The sequence below is a fragment of the Streptomyces sp. CRN 30 genome, assembly GCF_034105845.1.
In genome coordinates, this window is sequence record NZ_JAVRHI010000412.1 from 1 (window position 1) to 26,116 (window position 26,116).

Consider the following 26,116-nt stretch of genomic DNA (forward strand, 5'->3'; position numbering starts at 1 on the left):
CGCGCACCGACCCGGAGGCGGTGCGGGCGGTGGCGGCGGGGCGGGTGGCGTTCGCCGGCCGCGTGGCGGGCCGGGGCGTCGTCTCGGTGGACCTGGCGGACACGGGCGGCCCGCCCCTGCGTACGACGTACGAACCGGTACGCCCCTCGGTGGAGAAGGGCGACACCGTCACGGCCGGTGCCCCGGTCGGCGCGGTGGAGGCGCCGGGCGCCCACTGCCCCGCGGGCTGCCTGCACTGGGGACTGCGCCGCGGCGACACCTACCTGGACCCGCTCTCCCTGCTGCCGCCGTGGCTCCTGCGCACGGGCCCGTCGAGACTGCTCCCGGTCCTGGGCGTCCCGCTGCCGTCGGCCGGGCGGTCCGGCGACGGCCGAGCCGCCGGCCTGTCGAGGGAACCGGGGCCGTTCAGCCCCCGACCCCCCGCAGCACCATCGACACGGCCGCCTCCGTGATCACCACGGGGTCCTCCGCCGCGCCCAGCTCGATGCGGCGCACGGAGGCGTCGACGACGCCCTGGAGCAGCATCGCCGCGAGCCGCGGCTGCCGGTGGCCCATCTCTCCGAGCGCCTCGACGATCATCGCCACGAGCCCGCCGTGCGCCGCGCGGATCTTCTCCCGGGCCCCGGCGTCCAGCTCGCTGGCCGAGATCGCGACGACGGCCCGGTGGCGCCGGTCGCCGACCAGCTCCAGCTGCTTGCGCACGTACGCCTCGACCTTGGCCTCCGGCGGCCCGGCCGCGGCCATCGCGGCCTCCACCTCGGCCGCCCAGACCGGGAAGTCGACCGCGCACAGCTCCTCGACGACCGCGGCCCGCGAACGGAAGTACTCGTACACGGACGAGCGCGCGAGGCCCGTCCGCTCGGCGAGGGCGGGGAAGGTCAGCGCCTCCGTCCCGCCGTCGGACAGCAGGGAGCGTGCCGCGTCCAGCAGGGCGGCACGCTGCATCGACCGGTGCTCGGCCACGGAGGCCGCTCGAATCCTTGGCACGTCAACCACTCTACGGACGCACCACCCCGGATGGGAGACACCGCCCCCGACCGGCCGGTCACAACCGCGTCGGCATCATGGTCATCGGACCAGGTCAGCGACCGAATCCGGCCAGCTTCGCGCGCAGTTGCAGCACCGACTTGGTGTGGATCTGGCTGACCCGGCTCTCGGTGACGCCGAGCACATTGCCGATCTCGGCCAGTGTGAGGCCCTCGTAGTAGTAGAGCGTGACGACGGTCTTCTCCCGCTCGGGCAGTGTGTTGATCGCACGGGCGAGGAACCGCCGCAGCTCCCGGTCCTCGGCGACCTCCACCGGGTTGTCGGCGGCGGTGTCCTCCAGCGTGTCCATGAGGCTGAGCCGGTCGCCGCCCCCGTCGCCGCCGACGTGCAGCAGTTCCTCCAGTGCCACGACGTTGGCCAGCGACAGCTGGCTGAACACCGTGTGCAGCTCCTCCACCGCGATGCCCATCTCGTCGGCCACCTCCCCCTCCGAGGGGGTTCGCCGCAGCCGGGCCTCCAGCGTCGCGTAGGCCCGCTCGACGTTGCGCGCCTTCTGCCGCACCGAGCGCGGGATCCAGTCCAGCGCCCGCAGCTCGTCGATCATCGCGCCCCGGATGCGCGTGATCGCGTACGTCTCGAACTTGATCTCCCGGTCGAGGTCGAACTTCTCGATCGCGTCGATCAGCCCGAAGACCCCGGACGACACGAAGTCCGCCTGTTCGACGTTGGGCGGCAGCCCCACACTCACCCGGCCCGCCACGTACTTCACCAGGGGCGAGTAATGCAGGATCAGCTGTTCCCGCAGGCGCTCGTCCCCCGTCGTCTTGTACGACCGCCACAGCTCGTCGAGCGTCGAGGGGGCGGGCGGCCGCACGCTGCCACCGTCGCGGGCGGCTGGGGGGAGCGCCGCCCGTCCGGGCCCGGAGGTGTGCTGGGGCATTCGTCGCCTTGTGCCGTTCTGCCGTGTTCTGGTGCCGTCTGTAAACCGCTGGTCCGATGTCTGTCCGATGTCTGGATGATGCCTGTCTGCGCGGGGAACTTCGTGAGCGTAGCGTGACTGGCACGTCGCGGTGCGCGAAGTATGCGCTGCGGAGGGTGCGCAGATACGTTCCGCTTGACGCTCTCCCGGGACACCCCCATCGCTCTCCGTGATCACTCGAACATCTCAACTGCGGGGAATCCCAAGGGCGTAGGGGTTCCCCCGGACGGCCGAACACGCTCGGTCAGCACGTGTCATGAGCGGTCCGGCCGGAGATCATCGCCTGGCGTGTCAACTTCCAGCCGTCGTCGTGTCGTTCGACGTAACCGAGTGCTCGAAGCTCGTACAGCCTCGCGATCGCGTCGTCCTCCGTCGTCTGCGCCCGGCGTGCGATACCGGCGGGCGTCGCGACCCCGCGCGCCGGGAGGGCCGCCAGCACCTGCCGGGCACCGGGTTCCAGCAGGTCGGTGGGGAGCACCGGACCGCGCCGGTCCGGGGCCAGTTCGCCCATGTCGCCGACGAGTTCGACGATCTCCGCGGCGTCGGTGACGAGGACGGCGTCGCCGCGCAGCAGTTCGTGGACGCCCGCGGAGAGGGCGCTGGTGACCGGTCCGGGGACCCCTATCGTGTGCCGGCCCAGCCGCCGGGCCGCCCGCGCGGTGACGAGCGAGCCACTGCGATGGGCGGCCTCGACGACGACCGTGCCACGGGTCAGCGCGGCGATGACCCGGTTGCGCAGGATGAACCGGCTCGGCGTCGGGTGCTCGCCGGGCGGCAGTTCCCCGGCCACCAGGCCCTGCTGGGCGATCCGCTCGATCAGTGCCGCGTGGCCGCGCGGGTAGGGGCGGTCGACGCCACAGGCGAGGACGGCGACCGTGGCCCCGCCCGCGCCGAGGGCACCGCGGTGGGCGGCGCCGTCCACGCCGTAGGCGCCGCCGGAGACCACGACCCAGCCGCGCTCGGCGAGGTCGGCGGCGAGCGTGGCCGCCGTGTGCGCGCCGTAGGCGGTGCAGGCGCGGGCACCGACCACGGCGACCGACCGCAGCGCCCACATCCGCAGGCTCGGGCGCCCGCGCACCCAGAGTCCCAGGGGCCGCGCGTCCCCGAGGTCGTCGAGCTGGCGTGGCCCCTCCGGCCGGCCGGGGGCCACGAACCGGGCCCCCGCGGCCCACGCGGTGTCGAGGTCCCGGCGCGGGTCGGCCCGCTCGGCGCGGGCCCGCAGCCCGGCCCACCTCCGCTCGCTCGCGCCCGGCAGCGGGGGGCCGCCGGCCCGCAGCCGCGCGGCCACTTCCCGCACCCCTGACTCCCGCACCCACCGTCCGCCGGGCTCGTAGCCGGGTTCGATGACACGGGTGAGGAAGACCCGGTCGAGCAGCGCCTCGTCCTCGCCGGCGCCGGTGTCCACCTTGTGCACCTTCGTATCGGCGCTGCCCTCATGTTCGTGCGCGTCGGCGGTCCCCCCGTGTCCGTGTACATGCGCGTCGGCGCTCGCCGTACGGCGCCCCAGGTCGTCGCCCCTGCCGTGCCGCTTCGCGCCCGCGCCTGTGCCCGCGCCCGTACCCGTGTCGGAACCGTCCTCGTCGGCGCTCATACCGGCGCCCCCGCCGTCATGGGGGTGCCGCGCGGTACCCCGGTGCGCAGGTGCAGGGCCTGGGCGACGTCGGCGGCGCCGGGCCGGTCGTGTCCGGCGAGGTCCGCGACGGTCCAGGCGACGCGCAGCACCCGGTCCAGGCCGCGGGCCGTGAGGGTGCCGCGGTCCAGGTCGCGTTCGGCCGCGTCCATCGCTCCCGGCACGGCGTACCAGCGGCTGCGCAGCTCGCGTCCGGGGACCTCGCTGTTGGTGCGCCACGGGCTGTCGGCGAGGCGGGCGGCGGCCCGCTCCCGTGCGGACCGCACCCGGTCGGCGACGGTCGCGGTGGAGTCCCCGGGGACCGTGCGGGCGGCGAGCCCGGCGCGGGTGACGCGGTCCACCTCGACCCGCAGGTCGACCCGGTCGAGCAGCGGTCCCGACAGCCGGGCCTGGTAGCGCCGGATCACGGAGGACGGGCACTCGCACAGGGTCTGCCGGGGTGAGAAGCGTCCGCACGGACAGGGGTTGGCGGCAAGGACCATCAGAAACCTGGCCGGGAAGCGGACGACACCCGCGCTGCGCGCGATCACGACGTGCCCGTTCTCCAGCGGCTGCCGCAGGGCGTCGAGTGCCTTGCCGCTGAACTCGGGCGTCTCGTCCAAAAAAAGAACGCCTCTGTGGGAGAGGGAGACCGCTCCGGGCCGGGCGATGCCGGGGCCGCCGCCCACGAGGGACTGCATCGTCGCGGAGTGGTGCGGCGCGCAGTAGGGGGCGGTGTCGATGAGCGGCCGGTCCGGGGGCAGCAGTCCCGCCACCGAGTGCACCGCCGTCACCTCCAGCGACTCCTGGCGGGTGAGCCGCGGCAGGATCGCGGGCAGCCGCTCGGCGAGCATCGTCTTGCCGGCGCCGGGCGGTCCTTCCAGGAACAGGTGGTGACCGCCGGCCGCGGCGATCTCCACCGCCCTGCGGGCCGTCTCCTGGCCGACGACGTCGGCGAGGTCGTGCCCCTGGTCGGGCGGTGCGGTCCCGACGCCGTGCATACCGGTGCCCGCGCCCGCCCCGGGGGCCCGCAGTCCGGACAGCAGGGGGTCGGGGCGGCCCGGCGGGACGGGTTCCTCCTCGGGTACGGGCTCGTCGGCCAGGACGGCGATCAGCTGGCGCAGGCTGCGCACGCCGAGCACCGAGACCCCGGGGACCAGGGACGCTTCGGCGGCGGCGCTCTCGGGCACCACCACCTGGTCGTACCCGGCGTCCGCGGCGGCCAGCACGGCGGGCAGGACGCCCCGCACCGGCCGCACCCGGCCGTCCAGGCCCAGCTCTCCGATCATCACGATGTCGGCGAGCAGCCGCGGGTCGATCCGCTCGGCGGCGCCGAGGATCGCCACGGCCACGGCGATGTCGAAACCGCTGCCGCTCTTCGGCACCGACGCGGGGCTGAGTCCCACGGTCAGTTTCTTCTGCGGCCACTGCACACCGGAGTTGACGACCGCCGCCCGGACCCGGTCGCGGCTCTCCGTGAGGCTCTTGTCGGGCAGGCCCACCAGTGTGAACGCGGCGACGCCGGGTTCGAGGTCGGCCTGTACCTCGACGACGACGCCCTCGACGCCGACCAGGGTCACCGAGCACGTACGCGCGAAGGCCATCACGCCACCCCCCGGGCGTGCTCCACGACGGGTGCTCCGCGCCGGGGCAGGACCACGCCCACCAGGTCGACGCGGACGCCGCCGGGCGGTGCTCCTCCGTGGGACTGGATCCAGCGCTGGGCGAGGTCCCGCAGCCGCTCCGTCTTCTGCGGGGTGACCGCGGCCATCGGGTGTTCGAAGCGGCCTTCCCTGCGGGTCTTCACCTCGCAGACGACCAGGACGTCCCCGTCCCGGGCCACGATGTCGATCTCGCCGGTCCTGCCGCAGCGCCAGTTGCGCTCCAGGACCGTCATCCCGGCCTCGGCCAGCCTGCGGGCGGCGAGCGTCTCGCCGTACCTGCCCATCGCACCACGTGCGTTCATGTCGGCACCACCTTTCGGTGCCAACGGTCACGCGGACCGGCCGAGCGTGTGGATCACTGTGTGTTACTCAGCGGTTGTGGAAAACTCCGCCACCCGTTCGAGGGATATCAGGCCGAGTTCCGAGGAGCGTCGGGCCGAGTTCGGCGGTCCTCAGCCGCCGGGCAGCTCCAGGTCGCTCTTGTTCAGCTCCTCGATGTTCACGTCCTTGAACGTGAGTACCCTGACCTGCTTGACGAAGCGGGCCGGCCGGTACATGTCCCACACCCAGGCGTCCGCCATGGACACCTCGAAGAACACCTCGCCCTGGACCGAGTGCACCTGCATCTCGTAGTCGTTGGTCAGGTAGAAACGCCGCTCGGTCTCGATCACGTATTTGAACAGACCGACGACGTCTCGGTACTCCCGGTAGAGCTTCAGCTCCATCTCGGTCTCGTACTTCTCGAGGTCCTCGGCGCTCATGGCATGTTCCCCTTCAGCCGTGCGATCCCACCATTGTGCGCCAGGTCCGTGAGCCGCTAGACGATTTCGGTGTCAAGGGTCACCGGCCCGGCCGGAGGACCCTCGTCGAGCAGGGTGCGCAGCAGCTCGGCGAGTCTGGTCGGATACACCGTCTCATGGGCTCGGGCCAGTTCCGGGTACGTCCACCAGCGTGCTCCCGCGACGCTGCGCCGCTCCAGCTCCGTGAGCGAGGTGGCCGCGACCGTCGTACGGGTCGTACGGGCCAGGTAGTACCACTCGTCCTGGTCCCAGCGGCGGCCGTCGAACGGGAAGGAGCACCTGCGCCGCCACAGCACCGGCCCGAGGTCGACGTCGGCGATGCCGGTCTCCTCCAGCAGTTCGCGGCGGGCGGCCTCCTCGCGCGTCTCGTCGCCCTCCACCCCGCCGCCCGGCGTGAACCACCAGTCGTCGGCGGGGTCGTCCGGTTCGTGGCCGTGCAGCAGCAGGATGCGGTCCTCGGGGTCGAGGAGCACGACCCGGGCGACCTTGCGCAGTCCGCCTTCGTACGTGTCCCCGGGGGGCCCGGACGGCGTCGCCTCAGCCGGCACCGGCGGACTCCCTCCGGGCACGCGTGCGTGCCGCGCGTTTGGCCACGGGACCGTAGGCGGCTCCGGCGAGGATCAGTACGACGCCGACGGCCACCGCCCACAGGATCGTGCGCAGCGGTCCGGGCGAGGACAGGGCGCCGAGGTCCGCGAAGCCGGTCGGGCGGGGCAGCATGCCGTCCATCGGCCAGACGACGGAGTCGACGCGGGCGTCCACGGCGGAGCGGGCCACCGTGCCGCCGGCGGCGTCGGTCAGGTGGGCGGTGGAGTCCAGTGAGGTGCGGCGCTCGTCGCCGAGCAGGAACAGCCGGCCCTCGGGGACGGTGACGTTCGCGAAGCCGCTGCTCTCTGCGGCCTTGCCCGCGGGCAGGTACGGCTCGTCGATCTCCTTGCCGTTGACCGTGAGTTTGCCGTCCTCGCAGCAGGAGACCTTGTCGCCGCCGACGGCGACCACGCGCTTGACCATCGGCGCGTCGGCCCAGGTGGCGTCCTTGAAGACGACCACGTCACCGCGGCGCACCTCGGCGCCGTCGACGCGCTGCGCGAGTATCCGGTCACCGGCGCCGATCGTCGGGGTCATCGAGTCGGTCGGCACGGTGTAGGGCCGGTAGACCACCGCTCCCCAGACGAATCCGCCGAGGAACAGCACCAGGCCCAGCGCGACGGCCAGCCCGGACAGCCGCTGGCCGGTCCGGGTGCCCACCGGGGCCGTGGTCGCGGTGCCCCCGCGCGGGGCCGTACCTGTCGTGCTCTCGCCACCCATGGACCCGCACCCTACCCGGCGGTACCCGGCACGGTCAGCCCTTCCCCGCGCGCGGGATCTCACCGGCCGACGGGGCCCGTGAGCCGCCCGGAGCCTCAGCGCTCCGAGGCCGAACCGATCCGCCTGCGCCGCCACAGCACGAACGGCACGGCTCCGGCGAGGGCCAGTCCCTGCGGGGCCACGGACAGGACGTTCGCGGCCGATGCCTGGTCGTTCAGCCCGCTCTGGTCGAAGGTGTCCGGCACCGGCAGGGTGCTCCAGTGGTTGATCGGCCAGGCGACGACGACGGCGCGACCGATGACCTCGTCCACCGGGACCATGCCGTTGTTCTCGTCGGCCTGGTTGTACCGGGAGTCGCGGGAGTTCTGCCGGTGGTCGCCCATCACCCAGAGGTAGCCCTGGGGAATCTTGATCTTGAACTGGCCGCCCTGGTCGTCCATGCTGCACGGCGTGTTGCCGGCGTAGACGTACGACGACTCCTCCAGCGCCTTGCCGTTGACCTTGAGCGGGCCGGTGCCGTTGCACTCGACGGTGTCGCCGCCGACGCCGACGACGCGCTTGATGAGGTCCTTCTCCTCCGCGGAGGGCATCAGGCCGATCCAGCTGAGCACCGTCTGAAGGGCGTTGGGCTCCGCGGTCGGCTCGCCCGCCAGCCAGTCGTCCGGGTCGTGGAAGACGACGACCTCGCCGCGCTCGGGCTCGGAACCGAACCAGGGCGTGAGCTTGTCGACCAGGACGCGGTCGCCCTCGGTGAGGGTGTTCTGCATCGACGCGGAGGGGATCGAGAACGCCTGCACCAGGAAGGTCTTGATCAGCAGCGCCAGCACCAGCGCGATACCGATCAGGATGGGCAGCTCCTTCCAGAAGGAGCGTTGCTTCTTGGCCTGATCGGCGCGGGGCGGGGGCGGCGCCCCGCCCGCTCCCCGGCCGTCGAAGCCGCCGTCCCGGCCGTCCTGTCCGCCCTGCCCGTCCGTCACCCTGCCGTCCCTGTCCGTCCCGGCTTCACTCCCGGAGGCCGAAGCGCCGGCCGCGGCCGGGGAAGCCGCGCCCACGGGGCGTCCGCGGCCCTCTTCGCCGTCGTGTCCGGACCGTGCGCCCACCGCCACATCCCCCACGCCAACTCCTTACTCCGTGCCGCCGCCCGCACCATGCCCGGCGCAGGCCCACCACTCCCATAACGAGCGGGAGTTCCGCAGGGGTCGGGAGCCGGATCATCTCGTTCGAATCTTCGGGGGCCACACTATGCGACGCGCCCAGGGCGGTGGCCGATCCGGAGCCCGCGTCGGACACCGACGCGAAGGTCCCGGACTCCTCCAGGGTGCTCCAGTGGTCGAACGGCCAGGCGATCACCATGGCCCGTCCCACCACCTCGTCCTCGGAGACCGTGCCGAAGTCGGTGTCCTGGTGGTAGCGCGAGTCCGCGGAGTTGGCACGGTGGTCGCCCATCACCCACAGCCGGCCCGTGGGGACGGTCACGTCGAAGCGGGTCTCGGAAGGGGCGTTGCCGGGGAAGAGGTACTTCTCCTCCAGGGGCACGCCGTTGACCGTGACCCGGCCCTGGGTGTCGCAGCACTTGACCCGGTCGCCGCCGACCCCGACGACCCGCTTGATGAGGTCCTTCTCGTCGTCGGACGGCAGCAGGCCGATGAAGACCAGTGCTTCCTTGACCTGTTTCACGACGACGGGGTCGTCCTTCTTGGCGGTCTGCTCGTCCTGCAGCCAGCCGCCGGGGTCGCGGAAGACGACGACGTCGCCGCGCTGCGGCTCGGAGCCGAACCACGGGGTGAACTTGTCGACCAGGACCCGGTCGCCGATCTGGATCGTCTGCTCCATCGAACCCGACGGGATCACGAAGGCCTGGAGCAGGAACGTCTTCAGGACGAGCGCTATCAGGACGGCGACCCCGACGAGGAGGGGTATCTCCTTGACGGCGCTGTGCCGGCGGCGGCGCTTGACCTTGCGCTGGAGCTTGCGCCGTTCGGCGCGGGACCGGCCGCCGGAGGAGCCGCCCGCGCGGCGCGAGCCGGTCGGCAGCAGGTTCTCGGCGGGGCTGCTGGGCGCTCCCCGGGGTTTGCCGCGGCTACCCATCCGCGTCCCTCGCCGCGGGTACGCGCGCGTAGGCGCCGGGACGCTCCAGGCTCGTACTGTGCCCGAAGGGCCACACGATCCAGTCGGCGCGTCCGATGACGTCGTCCACCGGGACCATGCCGCCGCCCGGTGAGCCGAGGTGGTCGCGGGAGTCGCTGGAGTCGGCCCGGTGGTCGCCGAGGACGAAGAGCGTGCCGTCGGGCACCTCGACGTCGAAGTCCACCGTGGAGGGGTCGTTCCCGGGGTACAGGAACGCCGACTCGTCGACCGGCGTGCCGTTCACCCGGACCCTCCCCTCTGTGTCGCAGCAGACCACGTGGTCCCCTCCCACGCCCACGACCCGCTTGATGAAGTCACCGTCCCCGAAGGTGCCGGTGCCGTCGAAGACGACGATGTCGCCCCGCTGCGGCCCGGCACCGAAACGGTACGCCAACTTGTTTACGAGAACGCGGTCCCCGATCCTCAACGCGCGCTCCATGGAACCGCTGGGAATCCGGAACGGTTGCAGTACGAACGTGGAGAGCAGGAGCAGGAACAGCAGGAGGACCAGCAGGGTCAGCGTGATCCGTCCGCCGGGGGTCCAGCCGGCGACGGTCTCCAGGTACGCGAAACGCGACCGTCCCTCCCGGCGCTCCGGATCCGGGGTTTCCCCTGGGCCGGAGTGGCGGGAGGAGCGGTCGCGCTCCGTGGGCTGTGCTTCGATGTCCATCGGAGCCAGATGTTATCCGGCTCCGCGCGGGACCTCGGAGTGCGCTCAGTTCTCGCGCTTCTCCTTGATCTTCGCGGCCTTGCCGCGCAGCTCGCGCAGGTAGTACAGCTTGGCGCGGCGGACGTCACCCTTGGTGACGAGCTCGATCTTCTCGACGATCGGGGTGTGCACCGGGAAGGTGCGCTCGACGCCGACGGAGAAGGAGACCTTGCGGACCGTGAAGGTCTCGCGCACGCCCGCACCCTGGCGGCGGATGACGACGCCCTTGAACTGCTGCACACGGGAGCGGTTGCCCTCGATGACGCGGACGTGCACGTTGACCGTGTCGCCCGGACGGAAGGCGGGGACGTCGCTGCGCAGCGACGCGGCGTCGACGGAGTCGAGCAGGTGGGACATTTCGTCTGCTTTCTTCGCTGATGCCACAGGTCATCAACGGAAACTCGGTGTTTCGTAAGGGAGGGCCGTGCGGTCGGGCGGGCGTCGTGTCCCCCTGTGGCAGGGGCGCACGCCGGACGAGCGCACAACAGCGACCTATTCTTCCACGCCGGGCGTCCTGCGCCAAAATCGGCCGTACGGCTCCCCCGCCGGGTCGGGTTCCCAGCCCAGAATGGAGAGCATCTCCCGGTCCTTCTTGTCGAAGGCCTTCGGGTCGCAGTGTTCGATCAGGTCGGGCCGGTGGGAGGTGGTGCGCCGCAGCGCCTCGTCCCGGCGCCAGCGGGCGATCTTCCCGTGGTGGCCGCTGAGCAGTACGTCGGGGATCTCACGTCCGCGCCAGTGCGGCGGCTTGGTGTAGACGGGGCCTTCCAGCAGGCTGGCCATGGCGCCGGAGGCGAAGGAGTCGTCGCGGTGGGACTCGGCGTTGCCGAGGACGCCGGGCAGCAGCCGGGCCACGGCCTCGGTGACGACCAGCACGGCGGCCTCGCCGCCGGCCAGCACGTAGTCGCCGATGGAGACCTCGTAGACGTCCACGCGCGTGGCGTACTCGTCGATGACGCGGCGGTCGATGCCCTCGTAGCGGGCGGGTGTGAAGACCAGCCAGGGGCGCTCGGAGAGCTCCACGGCGAGTTCCTGGGTGAACGGCCGGCCGCTGGGCGTGGGCACGATCAGCGCGGGCCGGCGGGAGCCCGTCTCGTAGCCGTCGGCGAGGACGGTGTCCAGCGCGTCGCCCCACGGCTCGGTCTTCATCACCATGCCGGGCCCGCCGCCGTAGGGGGTGTCGTCGACGGTGTTGTGCCGGTCGTACGTCCAGGAGCGCAGGTCGTGCACGTGGACGTCGAGCTGTCCACGCGCGCGTGCCTTGCCGACCAGGGAGACGTTCAGCGGTTCCAGGTACTCGGGGAAGATCGTGACGACGTCGAGCCTCATGCCTCCTCCCCCGCGGCCTCCCGCGACGAGGCGATCTCCGCGCGGTCGTCGATCAGGCCCGGCGGCGGATCGATCACCGCGCGCTGCTCCTCCAGGTCGATCTCGGTGACGATCTCGGAGACGAACGGCACGTACACCTCGCTGCCGTCGGGCCGCTCCACGACGAAGAGGTCCTGCGTCGGCAGGTGGGAGATCTCGGTGATGCGGCCGACCTCGGTGCCGTCGGCGAGGACGACGTCGAGGTCCATCAGCTGGTGGTCGTAGTACTCGTCCTCCTCCTCCGGCAGTTCGGTGGGGTCGACCTCGGCGATGAGGAGGGTGTTGCGCAGGGCCTCGGCGCCGGTGCGGTCGGCGACGCCCTCGAAGCGCAGCAGGAGCCGGCCGCTGTGGACGCGGCCGGTGGCGATGGTGAGCGGCCCGGTGGCGGCGGGGTCCGTGGCCAGGACAGCGCCGGGGGCGAGCCGCAGCTCCGGTTCGTCGGTGCGGACCTCCACGGTGACCTCGCCCTTGATGCCGTGGGCACGGCCAATGCGAGCGACTACCAGCTGCACTGTGCTTGATCTCCTGTCGGGAATGCGACGAGCCGGGCTCGGCTCATACGGCTCCGGGCTCGGCTCATACGACTGCGGGCCGGGGACGGCCCAGTGGCCCTCCCCGGCCCGAGCCGGTGCTGCGTGACGTCAGCGGACGTGGTCCACGTCGACGAGGTCGACGCGGATACCGCGGCCGCCGATGGCGCCCACGACGGTGCGCAGGGCGCGCGCGGTGCGGCCGTTGCGGCCGATCACCTTGCCGAGGTCGTCCGGGTGGACCCGGACCTCGAGCACCCTCCCGCGGCGCAGGTTGCGCGAGGCGACCTGCACATCGTCGGGGTTGTCGACGATGCCCTTCACGAGGTGCTCGAGAGCCTCCTCGAGCATGCTCAGGCCTCGGACGCGGAGGACTCGGCCGCGGCCTCGTCCTTCTTGTCGGCCTTCTTCTTCTGGGTGATGGCCTCACCCTTGCCCTCGTCGTCGCCACCGAGCGCCTCGAAGGACGGACGGGCCGTCTTCTCGGCGGCCACGAGCAGCGGCGCCGGGGCGGGCTCGCCCTTGAACTTCTGCCAGTCGCCGGTCTTCTTGAGGATGGCGAGCACGGGCTCGGTCGGCTGGGCGCCGACACCGAGCCAGTACGCCACGCGCTCGGCGTCGACCTCCATCACCGACGGGTTGTACGTCGGGTGGTACTTGCCGATCTCCTCGATCGCACGGCCGTCACGGCGGGTGCGGGAGTCGGCGACGACGATGCGGTAGTGAGGCGAACGGATCTTGCCCAGACGCTTCAGCTTGATCTTGACTGCCACGGGAGTGGGTTCTCCTGGAATTGACGTGGTTGGGCACGGCGGAGATGCCGCGTGGGGTTGCGGTACCCGAGTGCCCGACGGACGCGTCAGCCGGAGGAGAGAGGGGTCCTGTGCGGCTGTCGAGTACAGCTACTCATTGTGCCACACCCCGCGGGTCGCTCCCGGCCGCGGGTGCGGCCGGGAGCGCTCGCACCCCTCAGCCCGCCGCCGCGCCGACCACCTCCGGGATGCGGAACGGCTTGCCGCAGCCGCCGCAGACGATCGGCGCCTGGGCGAGGACGGACGGGACGACCCGTACGTTGCGCCCGCAGTCGCAGACCGCCTTGACCCGGACGCCGCCGCCGGACGAGCCGTGGCGGGCGGCGGGACCGCGGAACGTACGGGCGGAGTCGGTCGCGGTCGCCGCCGTGTGCGCCTTCAGGGCGCGCTGGAGGCGCTCGATCGTCGGACGGTAGCGGCGCTTGGCCTCGGAGTTGAGCGTGACCAGGGAGAAACCGCTGCTCGGGTGCGGCTCCTCGGGGTGGTCGAGGCCCAGCTCCTCGGCGATCGCGAGGAATCTGCGGTTGTGGTAACGGCCGGCACGGGATGTGTCGCGGACGCCGCGTGCGGCGGCGATGCCGTGGACTGCCTCGTGGAGCAGTCGCTCGAAGGAGAGCTCGTGTCCGCAGGCGGACGACGACTCTCCGATCAGGGACTCGGGCGCGGCAAGATCGGGCAGCTCGGGGTGGTGCCGCTGAATATCGGCCCACGCCTGCGCCAGCTCTGCGGCGAGAACAGGTGGTGTCGTGCTCACGTAATGACAACGAGCCGGGGTGCCGCTGTGTTCCTATTCCGGGGCATCCCAAATATTTTGCTCGTACCCGTCAGTTACCCCTGATGCGTCCCGACGAGGGCGGGTGCGTTGATCTGCGGAGAAGCCTCACAGCTCGTACCAAGCCGGTGCGTAGTCCGTCGTACGCGCCGCCGCGTAGGGCGTGTCCAGGCGCTGGTGTCCCTGTGGTGTGCGCGGGCGCAAGAGACCTTTCGGACGCCGTGGCGCCGGAGGGAGATCACCCGGTGGCGCGCGTCACAGGACGACGGTACCTGGCCCGGCGCCGTCACCGCGCACCGGCCCGTCCTCCCGAACCGGCCACCGCGCGGTGACGGCCGGTCCCGGCCTCGGCTCTTTCCGGGCGGACCTTGGCCAAAACCGGCCCGGCCGTGAGATCCAGGTTGCCGGTATGTGAAATCTCGCCACTCGCCCGAGACCGTGCCAAATGGGCGCCCTCTACCACTGGACGACACGGCGAGCCGGGAGTTTCCTGGCATACGGGGGGAGTGCGAGCGCAACACACGGGGGCCACGTAGCGGGCACAGCGGCAACACTCGGCGATTGGGGCGCTTACCTATGACACCTACGCTCGTGCGGCAGAACCTGCCTCACGCGGGCGCGAAACCCCGTGTGGACTCGTGCGCACGCGCGCGTGACTGGTCCGAGATCCAGGAGCGGATGCTCGTCCCGCTCTACGAAGCCGTCTACGAACGGCTGGCCGTGGGCTCCGGCACCCGGCTGCTCGGCCTCGGGTGCGGCTCCGGCCTGGCCCTGCTGATGGCCGCCTCCCGCGGCGCGTCGGTCACCGGCGTCGACACCGCCGGCTCCGCGGCGCGGCTGGCCCTCGCCCGCGAACGCCTGCTGCCACAGGCGTGGGAGACCGGGGCCCGCGAGGACGCCCGGGTCGTCGAGGGTTCACCGCGGGACGCGCGGGACGCGCGCGTCCCGGCCTTCGACCTGGTGACGGCGTTCGAGCCCATCGGGTGTCTGGCGGGCGACTCCGAGGGTCTCGGCGAGCTGCTGGCCGAGGCGGCACCGCTCGCCGGGCGCGGCGCGGCCGTGGTGCTCGCCGGCTGGGGTCCTCCGGAGCGGTGCGCGACGTCGTCGGTGCTGCGGGTGGCCACCAAGCTCGCGGAGCCGCTGAGCAGTCCGGGCCGCTGGCGGCCCGCCCTCCGCGACGACCTGGAGGAGGTCGCGCAGCGGGCCGGTCTGCGGCCCGACGGCTCGGGCCGGGTGGCCTGTCCCTTCGGGTACGCCGACGTCGACAGCGCCGTGCGCGGCCTGCTCTCGACGGGCCTGTTCGACGCGGCGATCAGCGCGACCGACCAGGCGCAGGTGGACAAGGAGGTGACGGAGGCGCTCCACCCGCACCAGCGGCGGGACGGCACGGTGTGGATGCCGAACGTGTTCCGGTACCTGATCGCGCGCACCCCGTGAGCGACCGTTACGCGTCCGGGCCGTCCTTCGTCAGCCGGGTGACGCCGGCGATGCGGTAGGCGTCCGGCTCGTCCAGCGTCTCGTTCGCCAGCAGCGCGCGGGCCAATGCGTCCAGCTGTCCCCGGTGGTCGCGGAGCTTGCGGCACGCCTCCTCGTAGCACGCGTCGACGACCCGTCGCATCTCGCCGTCGATGGTGTCCAGCGTCTGCGGGGCGGCGGCCAGTCCGTACGCCTGCTGGGCGTCGGCGGGGAGCGCGGAGAACCGGCCGACCCTCTCGCTCATCCCCCAGCGGCCGACCATGGAGCGGGCGAGCCGGGTGACCTGTTCGAGGTCGTTCTCCGAGCCGGTCGTGACGACGCCGTAGACGACGTGTTCGGCGGCCATGCCGCCGAGCGCGCCGATGATGCGGCCGCGCAGGTACTCCTCGGTGTACGCGTACCTGTCGGCGTCCGGTGTGGACAGCGTCACGCCGAGCGCGCGCCCGCGCGGCACGATGGTGATCTTGCGGACCGGGTCGGCGCCCGGCTGCAACATGCCCAGCAGGGCGTGCCCGCTCTCGTGGTACGCGGTGCGCCGGCGCTCCTCCTCGGGCATCACCAGCGGGCGTTCCGCGCCGAGCTGGACCTTCTCCAGGGCGTCGGAGAGGTCGGCCCCCGTCACCCGCTCCTGGCCGCGCTTGACGGCGAGCAGCGCGGCCTCGTTGGCGAGGTTGGCGAGTTCGGCGCCGGTCATGCCGGGTGTCGTCCGGGCGACCCGCTCCAGGTCCACGTCGGCGGCGAGCGGGATCTCCCGGGTGTGGATGCGCAGGATGGCGGCGCGGCCGTCGCGGTCGGGCGGCGAGACGGTGACGACGCGGTCGAAGCGGCCCGGACGGGTCAGGGCCGCGTCGAGGATGTCGGCGCGGTTGGTGGCGGCGATGACGACGACGCCCTCGGAGCCGGAGAAGCCGTCCATCTCGGTGAGGATCTGGTTGAGGGTCTGCTCGCGTTCGTCGTGGCCGCTGACGCCGGAGCCGCCCGCGCGGGAGCGGCCGATGGTGTCGATCTCGTCGATGAAGATGATCGACGGTGCCACCTTGCGGGCCTCGGCGAACAGCTCCCGCACCCGGGAGGCGCCGACGCCGACGATCATCTCGATGAACTCGGATGCGGACGCGGAGAAAAACGGCACCTCCGCCTCGCCTGCCACGGCGCGTGCGAGCAGCGTCTTGCCGGTGCCGGGCGGACCGGAGAGCAGTACGCCGCGCGGCATCTTGGCGCCCATACGGCGGTAGGCGTCGGGGTTCTTCAGGAAGTCGACGACATCGCTCAGCTCGCCCTCGACCTCGTCGATGCCGGCGACGTCCGCGAAGGTGGTGCGCCGGGTGCCGGGTGCCTGCTCGACCGGTTTCGGCGGGGCCTTGCGGCCGAGCATGCCGCCCGCGCCGCCGCCCAGCGCGCCTCGCATCCGCCGTGCGATGAAGATCCACACCACGACCAGCAGCAGCATCGGCGCCAGCGAGATCAGCAGGTTGGAAAGGAAGCCGCGGTGCTGGACGACCGGTTCGGCGGTCACGGTGACGTCGTTCTTGGTCAGGTCCGCCCACAGCTGATCGTCCGCGAACGTCGGCCGCTCGGTCTGGAACTTGGTGTACGTCCCGTCGCCGCCGGGCCTGTCCCGCTCCTTCTTCAGCTGCCCCTGGATCGCGTCGCCCTTGGCGTAGATCTTGCTGACGTTGCCGTCGTCGACCTGCTTGCTGAACTCCGTGTAGGAGATGGTCGGCTCGTCCCCGCCGTCGAGGAAGGAGAGCACGAGGTTGGCGAGGAGGTAGACGATCAGCGCGGTGAGGGCCAGGTTCCACCAGCCGCCGCGCATCCCGCGTCCGCCGCCGGAGGGCTTCTCGGGCGGCGCGTCGGGGGTGCCCTCGGTGCGCCAGGGCGGCTCGGGGGCCTTGCGCGGCGGGGAGGGATCGGCCATACCGGGACGTTACGACAGGAAACCCTCGCACGCTCGCGCGCTTACGGCACTGGGGGCGCCCTCCGTCGCGGAGGGCGCCCCCAGTGCCGTGGGCGACGGCGCTGCCGTCAGCCCATGAACTTCTTGAACTCGTCCGGCAGCTCGAAGTCCTGGCCGCCCTGTTGCGGGAGGTTGAAGGCGCCGCCGTTCTCCGCGGCGGCGGCCCGGCGGGCGGCCTCCTCCTGCTCCTGCTGCTTGCGCTTCATCGGGTTGCCGGAGCGCTGCTTGCCCTTGGCCTTCTTCTGCTGCTTCTTCTGCCGGCCGGGGCCGCCGCCCATGCCCGGCATCCCCGGCATCCCGGGCATGCCGCCGCCCTGGGCCATCCGGGACATCATCTTGCGGGCCTCGAAGAACCGCTCGACCAGGTTCTTCACGGCGCTGACATCGACGCCGGAACCCTTGGCGATACGGGCGCGGCGCGAGCCGTTGATGATCGTCGGCTCGGCGCGCTCGGTCGGCGTCATCGACTTGATGATGGCGGCGGTGCGGTCGACGTCCCGCTCGTCGAGGTTGTTGATCTGGTCCTTGATCTGGCCCATGCCGGGCAGCATGCCGAGCAGCTTGCTGATGCTGCCCATCTTCCTGACCTGCTCCATCTGGGCCAGGAAGTCGTCCAGGGTGAAGTCCTGGCCCTTCTTGGACGCCAGCTTGGAGGCCATCTTCTCGGCCTCTTCCTGGCTGAACGTCCGCTCCGCCTGCTCGATCAGGGTGAGCAGGTCACCCATGTCGAGGATGCGGGAGGCCATCCGGTCCGGGTGGAAGGCGTCGAAGTCGTCGAGCTTCTCGCCGTTGGAGGCGAACATGATCGGCTTGCCGGTCACCGAGGCGATCGACAGGGCCGCGCCGCCGCGGGCGTCGCCGTCGAGCTTGGAGAGCACGACGCCGTCGAAGCCGACGCCGTCGCGGAACGCCTCGGCGGTGTTGACCGCGTCCTGGCCGATCATCGCGTCGACGACGAAGAGGATCTCGTCGGGGCTGACGGCGTCGCGGATGTCCGCGGCCTGCCGCATCAGCTCGGCGTCGATGCCGAGACGGCCGGCGGTGTCGACGATGACGAGGTCGTGGACCTTGGACTTCGCGTACTCGATGGAGTCCTTGGCGACCTTGACCGGGTCACCGACGCCGTTGCCCGGCTCGGGGGCGTAGACCGCGACACCGGCGCGCTCGGCGACGACGCTGAGCTGGTTGACCGCGTTCGGGCGCTGGAGGTCGGCGGCGACCAGCAGCGGCGAGTGGCCCTGCCCCTTCAGCCAGTGGCCGAGCTTGCCCGCCAGGGTGGTCTTACCGGCACCCTGGAGACCCGCCAGCATGATGACGGTGGGGGGCTGCTTGGCGAAGCGGAGGCGGCGGGTCTCCCCGCCGAGGATCTGGACCAGTTCCTCGTTGACGATCTTGATGATCTGCTGGGCCGGGTTGAGCGCCTTGGAGACCTCGGCGCCGAGTGACCTCTCCTTGACCTTCTTGATGAAGGCGCGGACGACGGGCAGGGCGACGTCGGCTTCGAGGAGCGCGATGCGGATCTCGCGGGCCGTGGCGTCGATATCCGCCTCGGACAGCCTGCCCTTGCCCCGGAGGGATTTGAAGGTGGCTGACAGGCGGTCGGAGAGAGTATCGAACACGGCGGCGTAGGTCCTCGCGTCGGCGGTGGTGTGGGTCGCCCTCCAGGATATCCGGCCCGGCCGGCAAATCGTCCCCGCCCGTGGAACCCACCGGGCGGGGACATGTCCCCGCGTCAGCGGGGGCGACGTGCGTCCTTGCTGTCCAGGGGGTCACCCCCGCAGCGTCTCCTCCAGCTTCCGTGCCACCGACACCGCCTCCTCGTCGGGGAGGGGCTTGCCCTCGGGGGCCGTCGCGTAGAACGCGTCGACCGCGTTGGAGCCAAGGGTCGAGGCATGGGCGCTGCGGACGCGTACGCCCGCCTCCTCCAGGGCCCGGCCGATGCGGAACAGCAGGCCGGGGGCGTCCTGGGCGCGGATCTCGAAGACCGTCGCCGAACGGGAGGCGGCCGGGGCCACCGTCACCCGGGGCGGGGGCGCGACCACGCCGCGGCGGCGCGGGTAGGCCGCGTCGCGTTCGGCGAGGCGCCCGGCGATGTCCAGGGAGCCGTCGAGCGCGCGGACCAGGTCGGCGCGGAGCCGGGCGGCCTGCGGCAGCGAGCCGTACTCGGCGGCGACCCGCCAGTCCAGCAGCAGGACGGTGCCCTCGACGCCGTCCGGCAGCGGGGTGGAGCGCAGTTCGGCGGTGCGGACGGTGAGGCGGTGCATGGCCAGGACGCCGGCGACCGCGGGGAGCACGCCCGACTGGTCGGGGACGGCGATCAGCAGCTCCACGCCGAGCGGCTCGGGGTCGCCGGAGGGTTCCTCGTCGTCGGCGGGCGGCTCGGTCTGGGCCCGCAGCGCGAGGACGGGGCCGCCGGTGCGGAACGCCTCCAGGGCGAGCCGTTCCTGTTCGGCGGTGGGCGCGGCGGCCTCCGGGTCCGGCGGGGGGTCGCCCGAGAGCACCGCCGAGACCCGTTTGACCAGGTCGGCGACGAGCGAGCCGCGCCAGGAGGACCAGGCGGCGGGGCCGGTGGCCAGGGCGTCGGCCTCGGTGAGGGCGTGCAGCAGCTCCAGGGTGGACTGGGTGCCGACGGCCTCGGCGACGGCGCGCACGGTGGCCGGGTCGTCGAGGTCGCGCCGGGTGGCGGTCTCGACGAGGAGCAGGTGGTGGCGGACGAGGGCGGCGAGGACGGCGGCGTCGGCCTGGTCGAAGCCGATGCGCACGGCGACGTCCTTGGCGATGATCTCGCCGGCCACCGAGTGGTCGCCGGGCCAGCCCTTGCCGATGTCGTGCAGCAGCGCGGCGACGAGCAGCAGGTCGGGGCGGTGCACGCGGCGGGTGAAGGCGGCGGCGCGCACGGCGGTCTCGATGAGGTGCCGGTCGACGGTCCAGACGTGGACGGCGTTGCGCTGCGGGCGGCAGCGCACCCGCTCCCAGTCGGGCAGCAGCCGGGTGACGAGCCCCTCGGCCTCCAGCGCCTCCCAGACCTCGACGGTCGGCCGGCCCGATCCCAGCAGGGTCACGAGCTGTTCGCGGGCCTCGGCGGGCCAGGGCGACGGCAGGGGGCGCACGGTGGCGGCGAGGCGGCGTACGGCGTGCAGGGAGAGCGGGAGTCCGGCCTGTGCGGCGGCGGCCGCGGCGCGCAGCGGGAGCACGGGGTCGCGTTCGGGGCGGGCGGCGCGGGCGAGGACGACCTCGCCGTCCTGCTCGACGACGCCCTCGGCGAGCGGGGAGCGTTCGGGTGCGGGTTTGCCGCCGCCCAGCATGGCGCGGAGCCTGGGGCGGGCCTTGCGGGCGCGCAGGACGCGTCCCACCTCGCGCCAGGTGACGTCGCTGGCGTAGGAGATGACGCGGGCGGCCTCGTAGACCTGGCGGAGCAGGGTGTCGGCGTCGAGGAGGCCGAGTTCGGCGGCGACCTGGTCCTGTTCCTGGAGGGCGAGCCGGTCGGTGGCGCGGCCGGTGACCAGGTGGAGGGCATCGCGTACGTCGAGGAGGCGGCGGCGGGCGTCGGCGAGGCCCTCGCGCGGGGCGTCGGCGAGCCAGGAGGCGGCGACGGCGCGCAGGGCGGTGGCGTCGCGCAGTCCGCCGCGGGCCTCCTTGAGGTCGGGTTCGAGCAGGTACTGCAGTTCGCCCTGGCGTTCGGCGCGCTCGGCGCAGAGTTCCTGGAGGGCGGGGAGGCGTTTGGGTGCCTGGTTGCGCCAGTCCGCGAGGACGGTGGTGCGCAGGGCGGCGGTGAGGCCGAGGTCGCCGGCGAGGTGGCGGGCGTCGAGCAGGCCGAGGTGGACCTTGAGGTCCTCGCCGGCCGTCCTGCGGGCCTCGGCGGGGGTGCGTACGGAGTGGTCGAGGGCGAGGCCGAGGTCCCAGACGGGGTACCAGAGGCGGTCGGCGAGCGCGGCGACCGCCTTGTCGTCGCCGCCGTCGTGCAGCAGGAGCAGGTCGAGGTCGCTGCGCGGGGAGAGTTCGCCGCGTCCGTAGCCGCCGACGGCGACCAGGGAGACGCCCCTGAGGCCCTCGGCGCCCGCGTCGAAGAGGCCGGTGAGCCAGTCGTCCGTCAGGGCGGAGAGGGCGGAACGGCGCGGCGGCCCGGACCGCGCCCCCTCACCGAGGAGGCGCAGCCGGGCCGCCGCGTAGCCGCTGGGTCCCGAGTCCTCTGCTTCTTTCGTCACGTCCGTACTCGTCACCCAGCGACTCCTGTTCGTCTGTCGTGTCAGAAGACGTCCGTGTCAGAGGGCGTCCGGGCCGCGTTCGCCGGTGCGGACCCGTACGGCCGTCTCGACGGGGACCGCCCAGACCTTGCCGTCACCGATCTTGCCGGTGCGGGCGGCCTTGACGACGACCTCGATGAGCTGTTCGGCGTCGTCGTCCTCGACCAGCACCTCGATGCGGATCTTGGGCACCAGGTCGACCGTGTACTCGGCGCCGCGGTAGACCTCGGTGTGGCCGCGCTGGCGGCCGTAGCCGCTGGCCTCGGTGACCGTGAGGCCCTGCACTCCGAAGGTCTGGAGCGCTTCCTTGATCTCGTCGAGCCGGTGCGGCTTCACGACGGCCGTGATCAGCTTCATGCGTCAACCTTCTTGCTCGCGGCCTGTGCCACCGGGGTGGGCACGGCGCTCGTCCGGGCGGCACCGCCACCGGCGCCGCTGAAGTCGTATGCGGTCTCGGCGTGCTCGGCCTGGTCGATGCCGGCCACCTCGTCGTCCTCGGATACCCGCATACCGATGGTCTTGTCCAGCAGGAAGGCGAGGACGGCGGAGACGACGAGGGAGTAGGCGAGGACGCCGAAGACACCGGCGCACTGCTTCCAGAACTGGTCGAGGCCGCCGCCGTAGAAGAGGCCCGCGACGTCGGACTGGCCCTTGCCGGAGGCGAAGAAGCCGATGAGCAGGGAGCCGAGGATGCCGCCGACGAGGTGGACGCCGACGACGTCGAGGGAGTCGTCGTAGCCGAGCTTGTACTTGAGGCCGACGGCCATGGCGCAGACGACACCGGCGATGACGCCGACGGCGATGGCGCCGACCGGGGAGACCGCGCCGCCCGCCGGGGTGATGGCGACCAGGCCGGAGACCGCGCCGGAGGCGGCACCGAGGGTGGTGAACGCGCCGTGCCGGATCTTCTCGTAGGCGAGCCAGCCGAGGACGGCGGCGCCGGTGGCGACCTGGGTGTTGACGAACATCAGCGCGCCCACGCCGTCGTCGTTGCCGAGCCAGGAGCCGGCGTTGAAGCCGAACCAGCCGAACCAGAGCAGACCGGCGCCGAGCATGACCAGCGGCAGGCTGTGCGGGCGCATCGGGTCCTTCTTGAAGCCGACGCGCTTGCCGATGACGAGGATGACGCCGAGCGCCGCGGCACCGGCGTTGATGTGCACGGCCGTACCGCCGGCGAAGTCGATCACGCCCAGTTCGAAGGCCCAGCCGCCCGCGCCCCAGACCCAGTGGGCGACGGGGAAGTAGACGACCGTGACCCACAGGGCGATGAAGAGGGCCCAGGCGGTGAACTTCACGCGGTCCGCGAGGGCGCCGCTGATCAGGGCGGGCGTGAGGACGGCGAACATCATCTGGAAGACCAGGAAGACGAAGACCGGGATGGTGTAGCCGTCCCACAGCTCGGTCAGGCCGATGTCGCTCAGGCCCACCCAGTCGCTGTTCCAGCCGATGAAACCGCCGGAGTCGGTGCCGAACGCCAGGGAGAAGCCGTACAGCACCCACAGGACGGTGACGATGCCCAGGCTGATGAAGCTCATCATCAGCATGTTCAGGGTGCTCTTGACCCGGACCATGCCTCCGTAGAAGAAGGCCAGGCCGGGGGTCATGAGCATCACGAGTGCGGAACAGATGAGCATGAACCCTGTGTTGGCGGCAGAGAGCGTGGGCGTCTCTGCGGCCAGGGTGATGGCTGGTGCCATCGGCGTCTCCTCGTCGTTGGTACGGCCCCGTGCGGGCGAAGCCTGGGCGGCATGAGGGGTGGGCCGGTTATGCGCCAAGAGACTGGCGCAGCGCGGTTTCGGTGGGTGCCCCTCGTTGTTTCGCCGCAGTGACGAAGAGGTCGTGCGTGTTACGCGTCGGTGAACTGCCTGATCTCGGAGCGCGCGATCGTTATCGTGGCGCAACCTGCGACAGGCCGGCCGCGGCGGTCCTCCGACGACCTGGCGTGGGGGAGCCGAGTCGGGCAGTTCGGGAGGGCCGGCCGCGGCCGGGGTTCGGTGGGGTCAGACCGCCTCGGCGGTCTCGGGCAGCTCGGCGGCGAGCAGTTCGGTGAGGTCGACGACCTCGGCGAGGTCGCCGAAGTCGCGTACGGCCGTGTCGACCGTCTTGCGGATACGGGTGTTGACGCGCTCGGAGCGGACCTTCTTGGCGATGCCCATGGCCTCGGAGGCCAGCTCGGTGCTCCGCTCGGGCTCGCGCCGCAGCAGGTGCACGGTGGCCATGCCGATGAGGTTCAGTGCGTACGACCGCTGGTGCTCGTCGTCCTCGGCGAAAAGCTTCACCGCGCGGCTCATCAGCGGCTCGGCCAGCGAGGCGTAGGCGGGGCTGCGGCCGGCGACGTAGGCGAGGTCGCGGAAGGAGTGGCTGTTCTCGCCGTGGAGCTCGGCCTCGGAGAAGAAACGGATCCAGTCGGGGTCCGGTTCGTCCCATTCGACGGCCTCGGCGAAGGTGTCCTCGGCCATCCGCACCGCCCGTTTGGTCCGCCCCGGCTGTCCCATGTTGGCGTAGGCGCGGGCCTCCATCGCATACAGCATGGACTGGGTGCGGGGGCTCGCGCAGTCGCGGCTGCCGTACTGCGCGAGGTGGATCAGCTCCAGCGCGTCGTCGGGCCGCCCGAGGTGGATCATCTGGCGGCTCATGCTGGAGAGGACGTACGAGCCGAGCGGCCGGTCACCGGCCTCCTTGGCGGCGTGCAGCGCGAGCACGAAGTACTTCTGCGCGGTGGGCTGGAGCCCCACGTCGTACGACATCCAGCCGGCCAGCTCGGCCAGCTCGGCGGCGACCTTGAAGAGCTTGGCCCGGGTGGCCCCGGGCTGCGGTTCCTGGAGGAGGTCGGTCACCTCGTGCAGCTGGCCGACGACGGCCTTGCGGCGCAGGCCGCCGCCGCACTGGGCGTCCCACTGCCGGAACATCACGGTGGTGGTCTCCAGCAGGTCCAGCTCGGGCCGGGAGAGGCGGCCCCGCGCGCGGCCGGCGGGCACCGGTTCGGGTTCGGGCGCGGGCGGCGGGGTGGGCACGAGCCAGCGCTGCATGGGTTCGACGAGGGAGGGGCCGGCGGAGAGCGCGAGGGAGGCGCCGAGGAAGCCGCGCCGCGCGAGCATCAGGTCGCTGCGGGAGAACTCGCTGAGCAGGGCGACGGTCTGGGGGCCCGTCCAGGGCAGGTCGACGCCGGTCGCGGACGGGGAGGGGCGGGTGGCGCGCAGGCCGAGGTCCTCGACGGAGACGACGACGCCGAACCGCTCGGAGAACAGCTCGGAGAGGATGCGCGGGATCGGCTCGCGGGGGTTCTCGCCGTCCAGCCAGCGGCGGACGCGGGAGGTGTCCGTGGAGATGTGGTTGGCACCCAGCTGGCGGGCGCGGCGGTTCACCTGCCGGGCCAGCTCGCCCTTGGACCAGCCACTGCGCACGAACCAGGAGGTGAGCAGCTCGTTGGGACGCTTGTCCTGGCCCGCAGCGTGTCCAGCGCCTGTTCCGCTACCGCCGTTGCCGCTCACTGGAACGCCCCCATCCCTTGAGACCACCTGCCGCCGAGTGCGCCAAGCCCTATCAGAATGCCGGTGTTCGGGCCGTCCGTCCCACGCTTGTCACCCGTCGAACGGAAAGACGAGTTGCCTCCGGCATACCCGCATACGCATGTGCCCCCAGGCGGCGTGCACACAAAGTAATCCTACGATCACGCGCGCGGCCATGGCGGACCCGGAAACGCCACCATTCGCCACCCCTTCGGATGAACGCGAGGCGTCGCCCTCGCGATTCACTTGACACAGGCCGCTCAGGAGTGGGTGCAACGGTGCACAACAGGAGCGCGCGTCGCCGAGCGCACCACCCGCAGCGCTTCCAGGCGCCGTTCGAAACGCTCGGCACTGGGGAGTTGGGAACACAGAGAGTCACTGCGCGCGTCCGCTTCGTAACCACCGGTGCGCCAAACCCGTTGGAGGGGGCATGGGCTTCACGATCGGCAGCAGCCGGGGGATCCGCGACCTCCGAAGCGGCACGCGCCGCCGCGGCCGCTCGTCGTCGGAGTGCACCGCCGTGGCCGAGTTCACCGGGCTGTGGGGCTGGGACGTGGTGCCGGGGGCGCGTGCCGCCGCCGGCGCCTGTTCCTGCGGACGCGGCGACTGCCGGGAGCCGGGCGCGCACCCGCTGGCGTTCGCGCCGGAGGTGCCCGCCGGGTCGACGCTGGGACAGGCGACCGAGGCGTGGGCGCGGTACCCGGGCGCCTCGGTGATGCTGCCGGCCGGCCGGACCTTCGACGTCATCGAGGTGGCCGAGCCCGTGGGCTGCCGGGCGCTGGCCCGGCTGGAGCGGATGGGCCTGCCCGTCGGCCCGGTCGCGGCGACCCCGCAGGGCCGCGCCCACTTCTTCGTCGCCACCGGCGCCGCCGCCGAGCTGCCGCAACTGCTCTACCGCATGGGGTGGGACGCGCCGTCCGCCCTCGACCTGCGCGGCCTCGGCCGGGGCCGGTACGTCACCGCGCCGCCCTCCGACCGCGGCGGCCGGGGCCCGGTGCGGTGGCTGCGCCCGCCGGCCCTCGACTCGGCGACGCGGCCGCCGGAGGCCCGGCTGCTCCTCGGCACCCTGGCGTACGTGGCACACCGGTCACCGGCCTGACCGCGGCACTCCCCGTATGTGCGGAGGCGCCCCCCCCCCGTCGGGGGGGGCCGCCTCCGCACATACGGGGAGTGCCGCGGTCAGGCCGGTGACCGGTGTGCCACGTACGCCAGGGTGCCGAGGAGCAGCCGGGCCTCCGGCGGCCGCGTCGCCGAGTCGAGGGCCGGCG

General features: G+C 72.3%; 26 protein-coding genes and 1 pseudogene. 3 read left to right on the forward strand and 24 right to left on the reverse strand.

Annotated elements, in window-relative coordinates; genetic code table 11:
• Nucleotides 1-452 (forward strand): M23 family metallopeptidase (locus tag UW392_RS45315; RefSeq protein WP_320781177.1); only part of this gene is annotated, 452 nt, incomplete at its 5' end.
• Here UW392_RS45315 and UW392_RS45320 read toward each other — a convergent pair.
• The 17 genes from UW392_RS45320 to UW392_RS45400 form a co-directional block, all read right to left on the reverse strand.
• A complete protein-coding gene (locus UW392_RS45320; RefSeq protein ID WP_320781199.1) occupies nt 406-963 on the reverse strand; it encodes a helix-turn-helix domain-containing protein in 558 nt (185 codons plus the stop codon). The genes UW392_RS45315 and UW392_RS45320 overlap by 47 nt on opposite strands.
• Before the next feature lie 118 nt (nt 964-1,081).
• Nucleotides 1,082-1,927, reverse strand: coding sequence for an RNA polymerase sigma factor WhiG (gene whiG, locus UW392_RS45325; RefSeq protein WP_320781178.1), 846 nt, complete (start codon nt 1,925-1,927; stop codon nt 1,082-1,084).
• A 283-nt stretch (nt 1,928-2,210) separates the two neighbouring features.
• Nucleotides 2,211-3,557: a DNA-processing protein DprA gene (gene dprA / locus UW392_RS45330; protein ID WP_320781179.1), complete on the reverse strand. Its 1,347-nt coding sequence runs from the start codon at nt 3,555-3,557 to the stop codon at nt 2,211-2,213.
• Nucleotides 3,554-5,179: a YifB family Mg chelatase-like AAA ATPase gene (locus UW392_RS45335; protein WP_320781180.1), complete on the reverse strand. Its 1,626-nt coding sequence runs from the start codon at nt 5,177-5,179 to the stop codon at nt 3,554-3,556. Before UW392_RS45335 ends, dprA begins: the two co-directional genes overlap by 4 nt.
• Nucleotides 5,179-5,541, reverse strand: a complete 363-nt coding sequence (locus tag UW392_RS45340; protein ID WP_320781181.1) for a YraN family protein — start codon at nt 5,539-5,541, stop codon at nt 5,179-5,181. The genes UW392_RS45335 and UW392_RS45340 overlap by 1 nt, the downstream gene beginning before the upstream one ends.
• A gap of 150 nt (nt 5,542-5,691) precedes the next feature.
• Nucleotides 5,692-6,000 carry a DUF2469 domain-containing protein gene (locus UW392_RS45345; RefSeq protein ID WP_003965949.1) on the reverse strand — a complete coding sequence of 103 codons (309 nt, stop codon included), beginning with the start codon at nt 5,998-6,000 and terminating at the stop codon, nt 5,692-5,694.
• Nucleotides 6,001-6,056: 56 nt separating this feature from the next.
• A complete protein-coding gene (locus tag UW392_RS45350) occupies nt 6,057-6,587 on the reverse strand; it encodes an NUDIX hydrolase (RefSeq protein WP_320781182.1) in 531 nt (176 codons plus the stop codon).
• Nucleotides 6,577-7,347: a signal peptidase I gene (gene lepB / locus UW392_RS45355; RefSeq protein ID WP_320781183.1), complete on the reverse strand. Its 771-nt coding sequence runs from the start codon at nt 7,345-7,347 to the stop codon at nt 6,577-6,579. Before lepB (UW392_RS45355) ends, UW392_RS45350 begins: the two co-directional genes overlap by 11 nt.
• Nucleotides 7,348-7,442: 95 nt before the next feature.
• Nucleotides 7,443-8,462 (reverse strand): signal peptidase I, encoded by a 1,020-nt coding sequence (gene lepB, locus UW392_RS45360; RefSeq protein ID WP_320781184.1) that lies wholly within the window; start codon nt 8,460-8,462, stop codon nt 7,443-7,445.
• Nucleotides 8,350-9,435, reverse strand: coding sequence for a signal peptidase I (gene lepB, locus UW392_RS45365; protein WP_320781185.1), 1,086 nt, complete (start codon nt 9,433-9,435; stop codon nt 8,350-8,352). The genes lepB (UW392_RS45360) and lepB (UW392_RS45365) overlap by 113 nt, the downstream gene beginning before the upstream one ends.
• Entirely contained in the window at nt 9,428-10,144 is a 717-nt protein-coding gene (lepB, locus tag UW392_RS45370) for a signal peptidase I (protein ID WP_320781186.1), read from the reverse strand. The genes lepB (UW392_RS45365) and lepB (UW392_RS45370) overlap by 8 nt, the downstream gene beginning before the upstream one ends.
• A 45-nt stretch (nt 10,145-10,189) precedes the next feature.
• Complete coding sequence (gene rplS / locus UW392_RS45375) at nt 10,190-10,540, reverse strand: 50S ribosomal protein L19 (protein WP_018531094.1); 351 nt, start codon at nt 10,538-10,540, stop codon at nt 10,190-10,192.
• Nucleotides 10,541-10,675: 135 nt separating this feature from the next.
• A complete protein-coding gene (trmD, locus tag UW392_RS45380; protein WP_320781187.1) occupies nt 10,676-11,509 on the reverse strand; it encodes a tRNA (guanosine(37)-N1)-methyltransferase TrmD in 834 nt (277 codons plus the stop codon).
• Nucleotides 11,506-12,060 carry a ribosome maturation factor RimM gene (gene rimM / locus UW392_RS45385; RefSeq protein WP_320781188.1) on the reverse strand — a complete coding sequence of 185 codons (555 nt, stop codon included), beginning with the start codon at nt 12,058-12,060 and terminating at the stop codon, nt 11,506-11,508. The genes trmD and rimM overlap by 4 nt, the downstream gene beginning before the upstream one ends.
• A gap of 129 nt (nt 12,061-12,189) precedes the next feature.
• The gene (locus UW392_RS45390) at nt 12,190-12,429 is read right to left on the reverse strand and encodes an RNA-binding protein (RefSeq protein WP_004924853.1); all 240 of its coding nucleotides are present in this window, start codon (nt 12,427-12,429) and stop codon (nt 12,190-12,192) included.
• A 2-nt stretch (nt 12,430-12,431) separates the two neighbouring features.
• Nucleotides 12,432-12,851, reverse strand: a complete 420-nt coding sequence (gene rpsP / locus UW392_RS45395; protein WP_320781189.1) for a 30S ribosomal protein S16 — start codon at nt 12,849-12,851, stop codon at nt 12,432-12,434.
• Between the two features lie 196 nt (nt 12,852-13,047).
• Nucleotides 13,048-13,644, reverse strand: coding sequence for a hypothetical protein (locus tag UW392_RS45400; protein WP_320781190.1), 597 nt, complete (start codon nt 13,642-13,644; stop codon nt 13,048-13,050).
• A 594-nt stretch (nt 13,645-14,238) separates the two neighbouring features.
• Here UW392_RS45400 and UW392_RS45405 point away from each other — a divergent pair.
• The gene (locus UW392_RS45405; protein WP_320781191.1) at nt 14,239-15,099 is read left to right on the forward strand and encodes a class I SAM-dependent methyltransferase; all 861 of its coding nucleotides are present in this window, start codon (nt 14,239-14,241) and stop codon (nt 15,097-15,099) included.
• Nucleotides 15,100-15,106: 7 nt separating this feature from the next.
• On the opposite strand, the gene ftsH is transcribed toward UW392_RS45405, so the two are convergent.
• From ftsH to UW392_RS45435, 6 genes are all read right to left on the reverse strand, one after another.
• Nucleotides 15,107-17,056: an ATP-dependent zinc metalloprotease FtsH gene (gene ftsH / locus UW392_RS45410; RefSeq protein ID WP_320781192.1), complete on the reverse strand. Its 1,950-nt coding sequence runs from the start codon at nt 17,054-17,056 to the stop codon at nt 15,107-15,109.
• A 107-nt stretch (nt 17,057-17,163) separates the two neighbouring features.
• The gene (gene ffh, locus UW392_RS45415) at nt 17,164-18,714 is read right to left on the reverse strand and encodes a signal recognition particle protein (protein ID WP_320781193.1); all 1,551 of its coding nucleotides are present in this window, start codon (nt 18,712-18,714) and stop codon (nt 17,164-17,166) included.
• 150 nt (nt 18,715-18,864) lie between these two features.
• Nucleotides 18,865-21,315 (reverse strand): [protein-PII] uridylyltransferase, encoded by a 2,451-nt coding sequence (locus UW392_RS45420; RefSeq protein ID WP_320781194.1) that lies wholly within the window; start codon nt 21,313-21,315, stop codon nt 18,865-18,867.
• Nucleotides 21,316-21,357: 42 nt separating this feature from the next.
• Nucleotides 21,358-21,696, reverse strand: a complete 339-nt coding sequence (locus tag UW392_RS45425) for a P-II family nitrogen regulator (RefSeq protein ID WP_320781195.1) — start codon at nt 21,694-21,696, stop codon at nt 21,358-21,360.
• Nucleotides 21,693-23,036: an ammonium transporter gene (locus UW392_RS45430; RefSeq protein WP_320781196.1), complete on the reverse strand. Its 1,344-nt coding sequence runs from the start codon at nt 23,034-23,036 to the stop codon at nt 21,693-21,695. The genes UW392_RS45425 and UW392_RS45430 overlap by 4 nt, the downstream gene beginning before the upstream one ends.
• A 303-nt stretch (nt 23,037-23,339) precedes the next feature.
• A complete protein-coding gene (locus tag UW392_RS45435; RefSeq protein WP_320781197.1) occupies nt 23,340-24,830 on the reverse strand; it encodes a hypothetical protein in 1,491 nt (496 codons plus the stop codon).
• Between the two features lie 448 nt (nt 24,831-25,278).
• Between UW392_RS45435 and UW392_RS45440 the strand changes: the two genes are divergently transcribed.
• Nucleotides 25,279-25,947: a bifunctional DNA primase/polymerase gene (locus tag UW392_RS45440; RefSeq protein WP_320781198.1), complete on the forward strand. Its 669-nt coding sequence runs from the start codon at nt 25,279-25,281 to the stop codon at nt 25,945-25,947.
• Between the two features lie 80 nt (nt 25,948-26,027).
• Here UW392_RS45440 and UW392_RS45445 read toward each other — a convergent pair.
• Nucleotides 26,028-26,116, reverse strand: a pseudogene (locus UW392_RS45445) (DNA primase); the annotation flags it as partial.

Bases quoted from the DNA above. Each gene is read 5' to 3' on its own strand.
- whiG (WP_320781178.1), bottom strand. From the start codon at position 1,927: ATGCCCCAGCACACCTCCGGGCCCGGACGGGCGGCGCTCCCCCCAGCC.
- dprA (WP_320781179.1), bottom strand. From the start codon at position 3,557: ATGAGCGCCGACGAGGACGGTTCCGACACGGGTACGGGCGCGGGCACA.
- UW392_RS45335 (WP_320781180.1), bottom strand. From the start codon at position 5,179: ATGGCCTTCGCGCGTACGTGCTCGGTGACCCTGGTCGGCGTCGAGGGC.
- UW392_RS45340 (WP_320781181.1), bottom strand. From the start codon at position 5,541: ATGAACGCACGTGGTGCGATGGGCAGGTACGGCGAGACGCTCGCCGCC.
- UW392_RS45345 (WP_003965949.1), bottom strand. From the start codon at position 6,000: ATGAGCGCCGAGGACCTCGAGAAGTACGAGACCGAGATGGAGCTGAAG.
- lepB (WP_320781183.1), bottom strand. From the start codon at position 7,347: ATGGGTGGCGAGAGCACGACAGGTACGGCCCCGCGCGGGGGCACCGCG.
- lepB (WP_320781185.1), bottom strand. From the start codon at position 9,435: ATGGGTAGCCGCGGCAAACCCCGGGGAGCGCCCAGCAGCCCCGCCGAG.
- lepB (WP_320781186.1), bottom strand. From the start codon at position 10,144: ATGGACATCGAAGCACAGCCCACGGAGCGCGACCGCTCCTCCCGCCAC.
- rplS (WP_018531094.1), bottom strand. From the start codon at position 10,540: ATGTCCCACCTGCTCGACTCCGTCGACGCCGCGTCGCTGCGCAGCGAC.
- trmD (WP_320781187.1), bottom strand. From the start codon at position 11,509: ATGAGGCTCGACGTCGTCACGATCTTCCCCGAGTACCTGGAACCGCTG.
- UW392_RS45390 (WP_004924853.1), bottom strand. From the start codon at position 12,429: ATGCTCGAGGAGGCTCTCGAGCACCTCGTGAAGGGCATCGTCGACAAC.
- UW392_RS45405 (WP_320781191.1), top strand. From the start codon at position 14,239: ATGACACCTACGCTCGTGCGGCAGAACCTGCCTCACGCGGGCGCGAAA.
- ftsH (WP_320781192.1), bottom strand. From the start codon at position 17,056: ATGGCCGATCCCTCCCCGCCGCGCAAGGCCCCCGAGCCGCCCTGGCGC.
- UW392_RS45425 (WP_320781195.1), bottom strand. From the start codon at position 21,696: ATGAAGCTGATCACGGCCGTCGTGAAGCCGCACCGGCTCGACGAGATC.
- UW392_RS45430 (WP_320781196.1), bottom strand. From the start codon at position 23,036: ATGGCACCAGCCATCACCCTGGCCGCAGAGACGCCCACGCTCTCTGCC.
- UW392_RS45440 (WP_320781198.1), top strand. From the start codon at position 25,279: ATGGGCTTCACGATCGGCAGCAGCCGGGGGATCCGCGACCTCCGAAGC.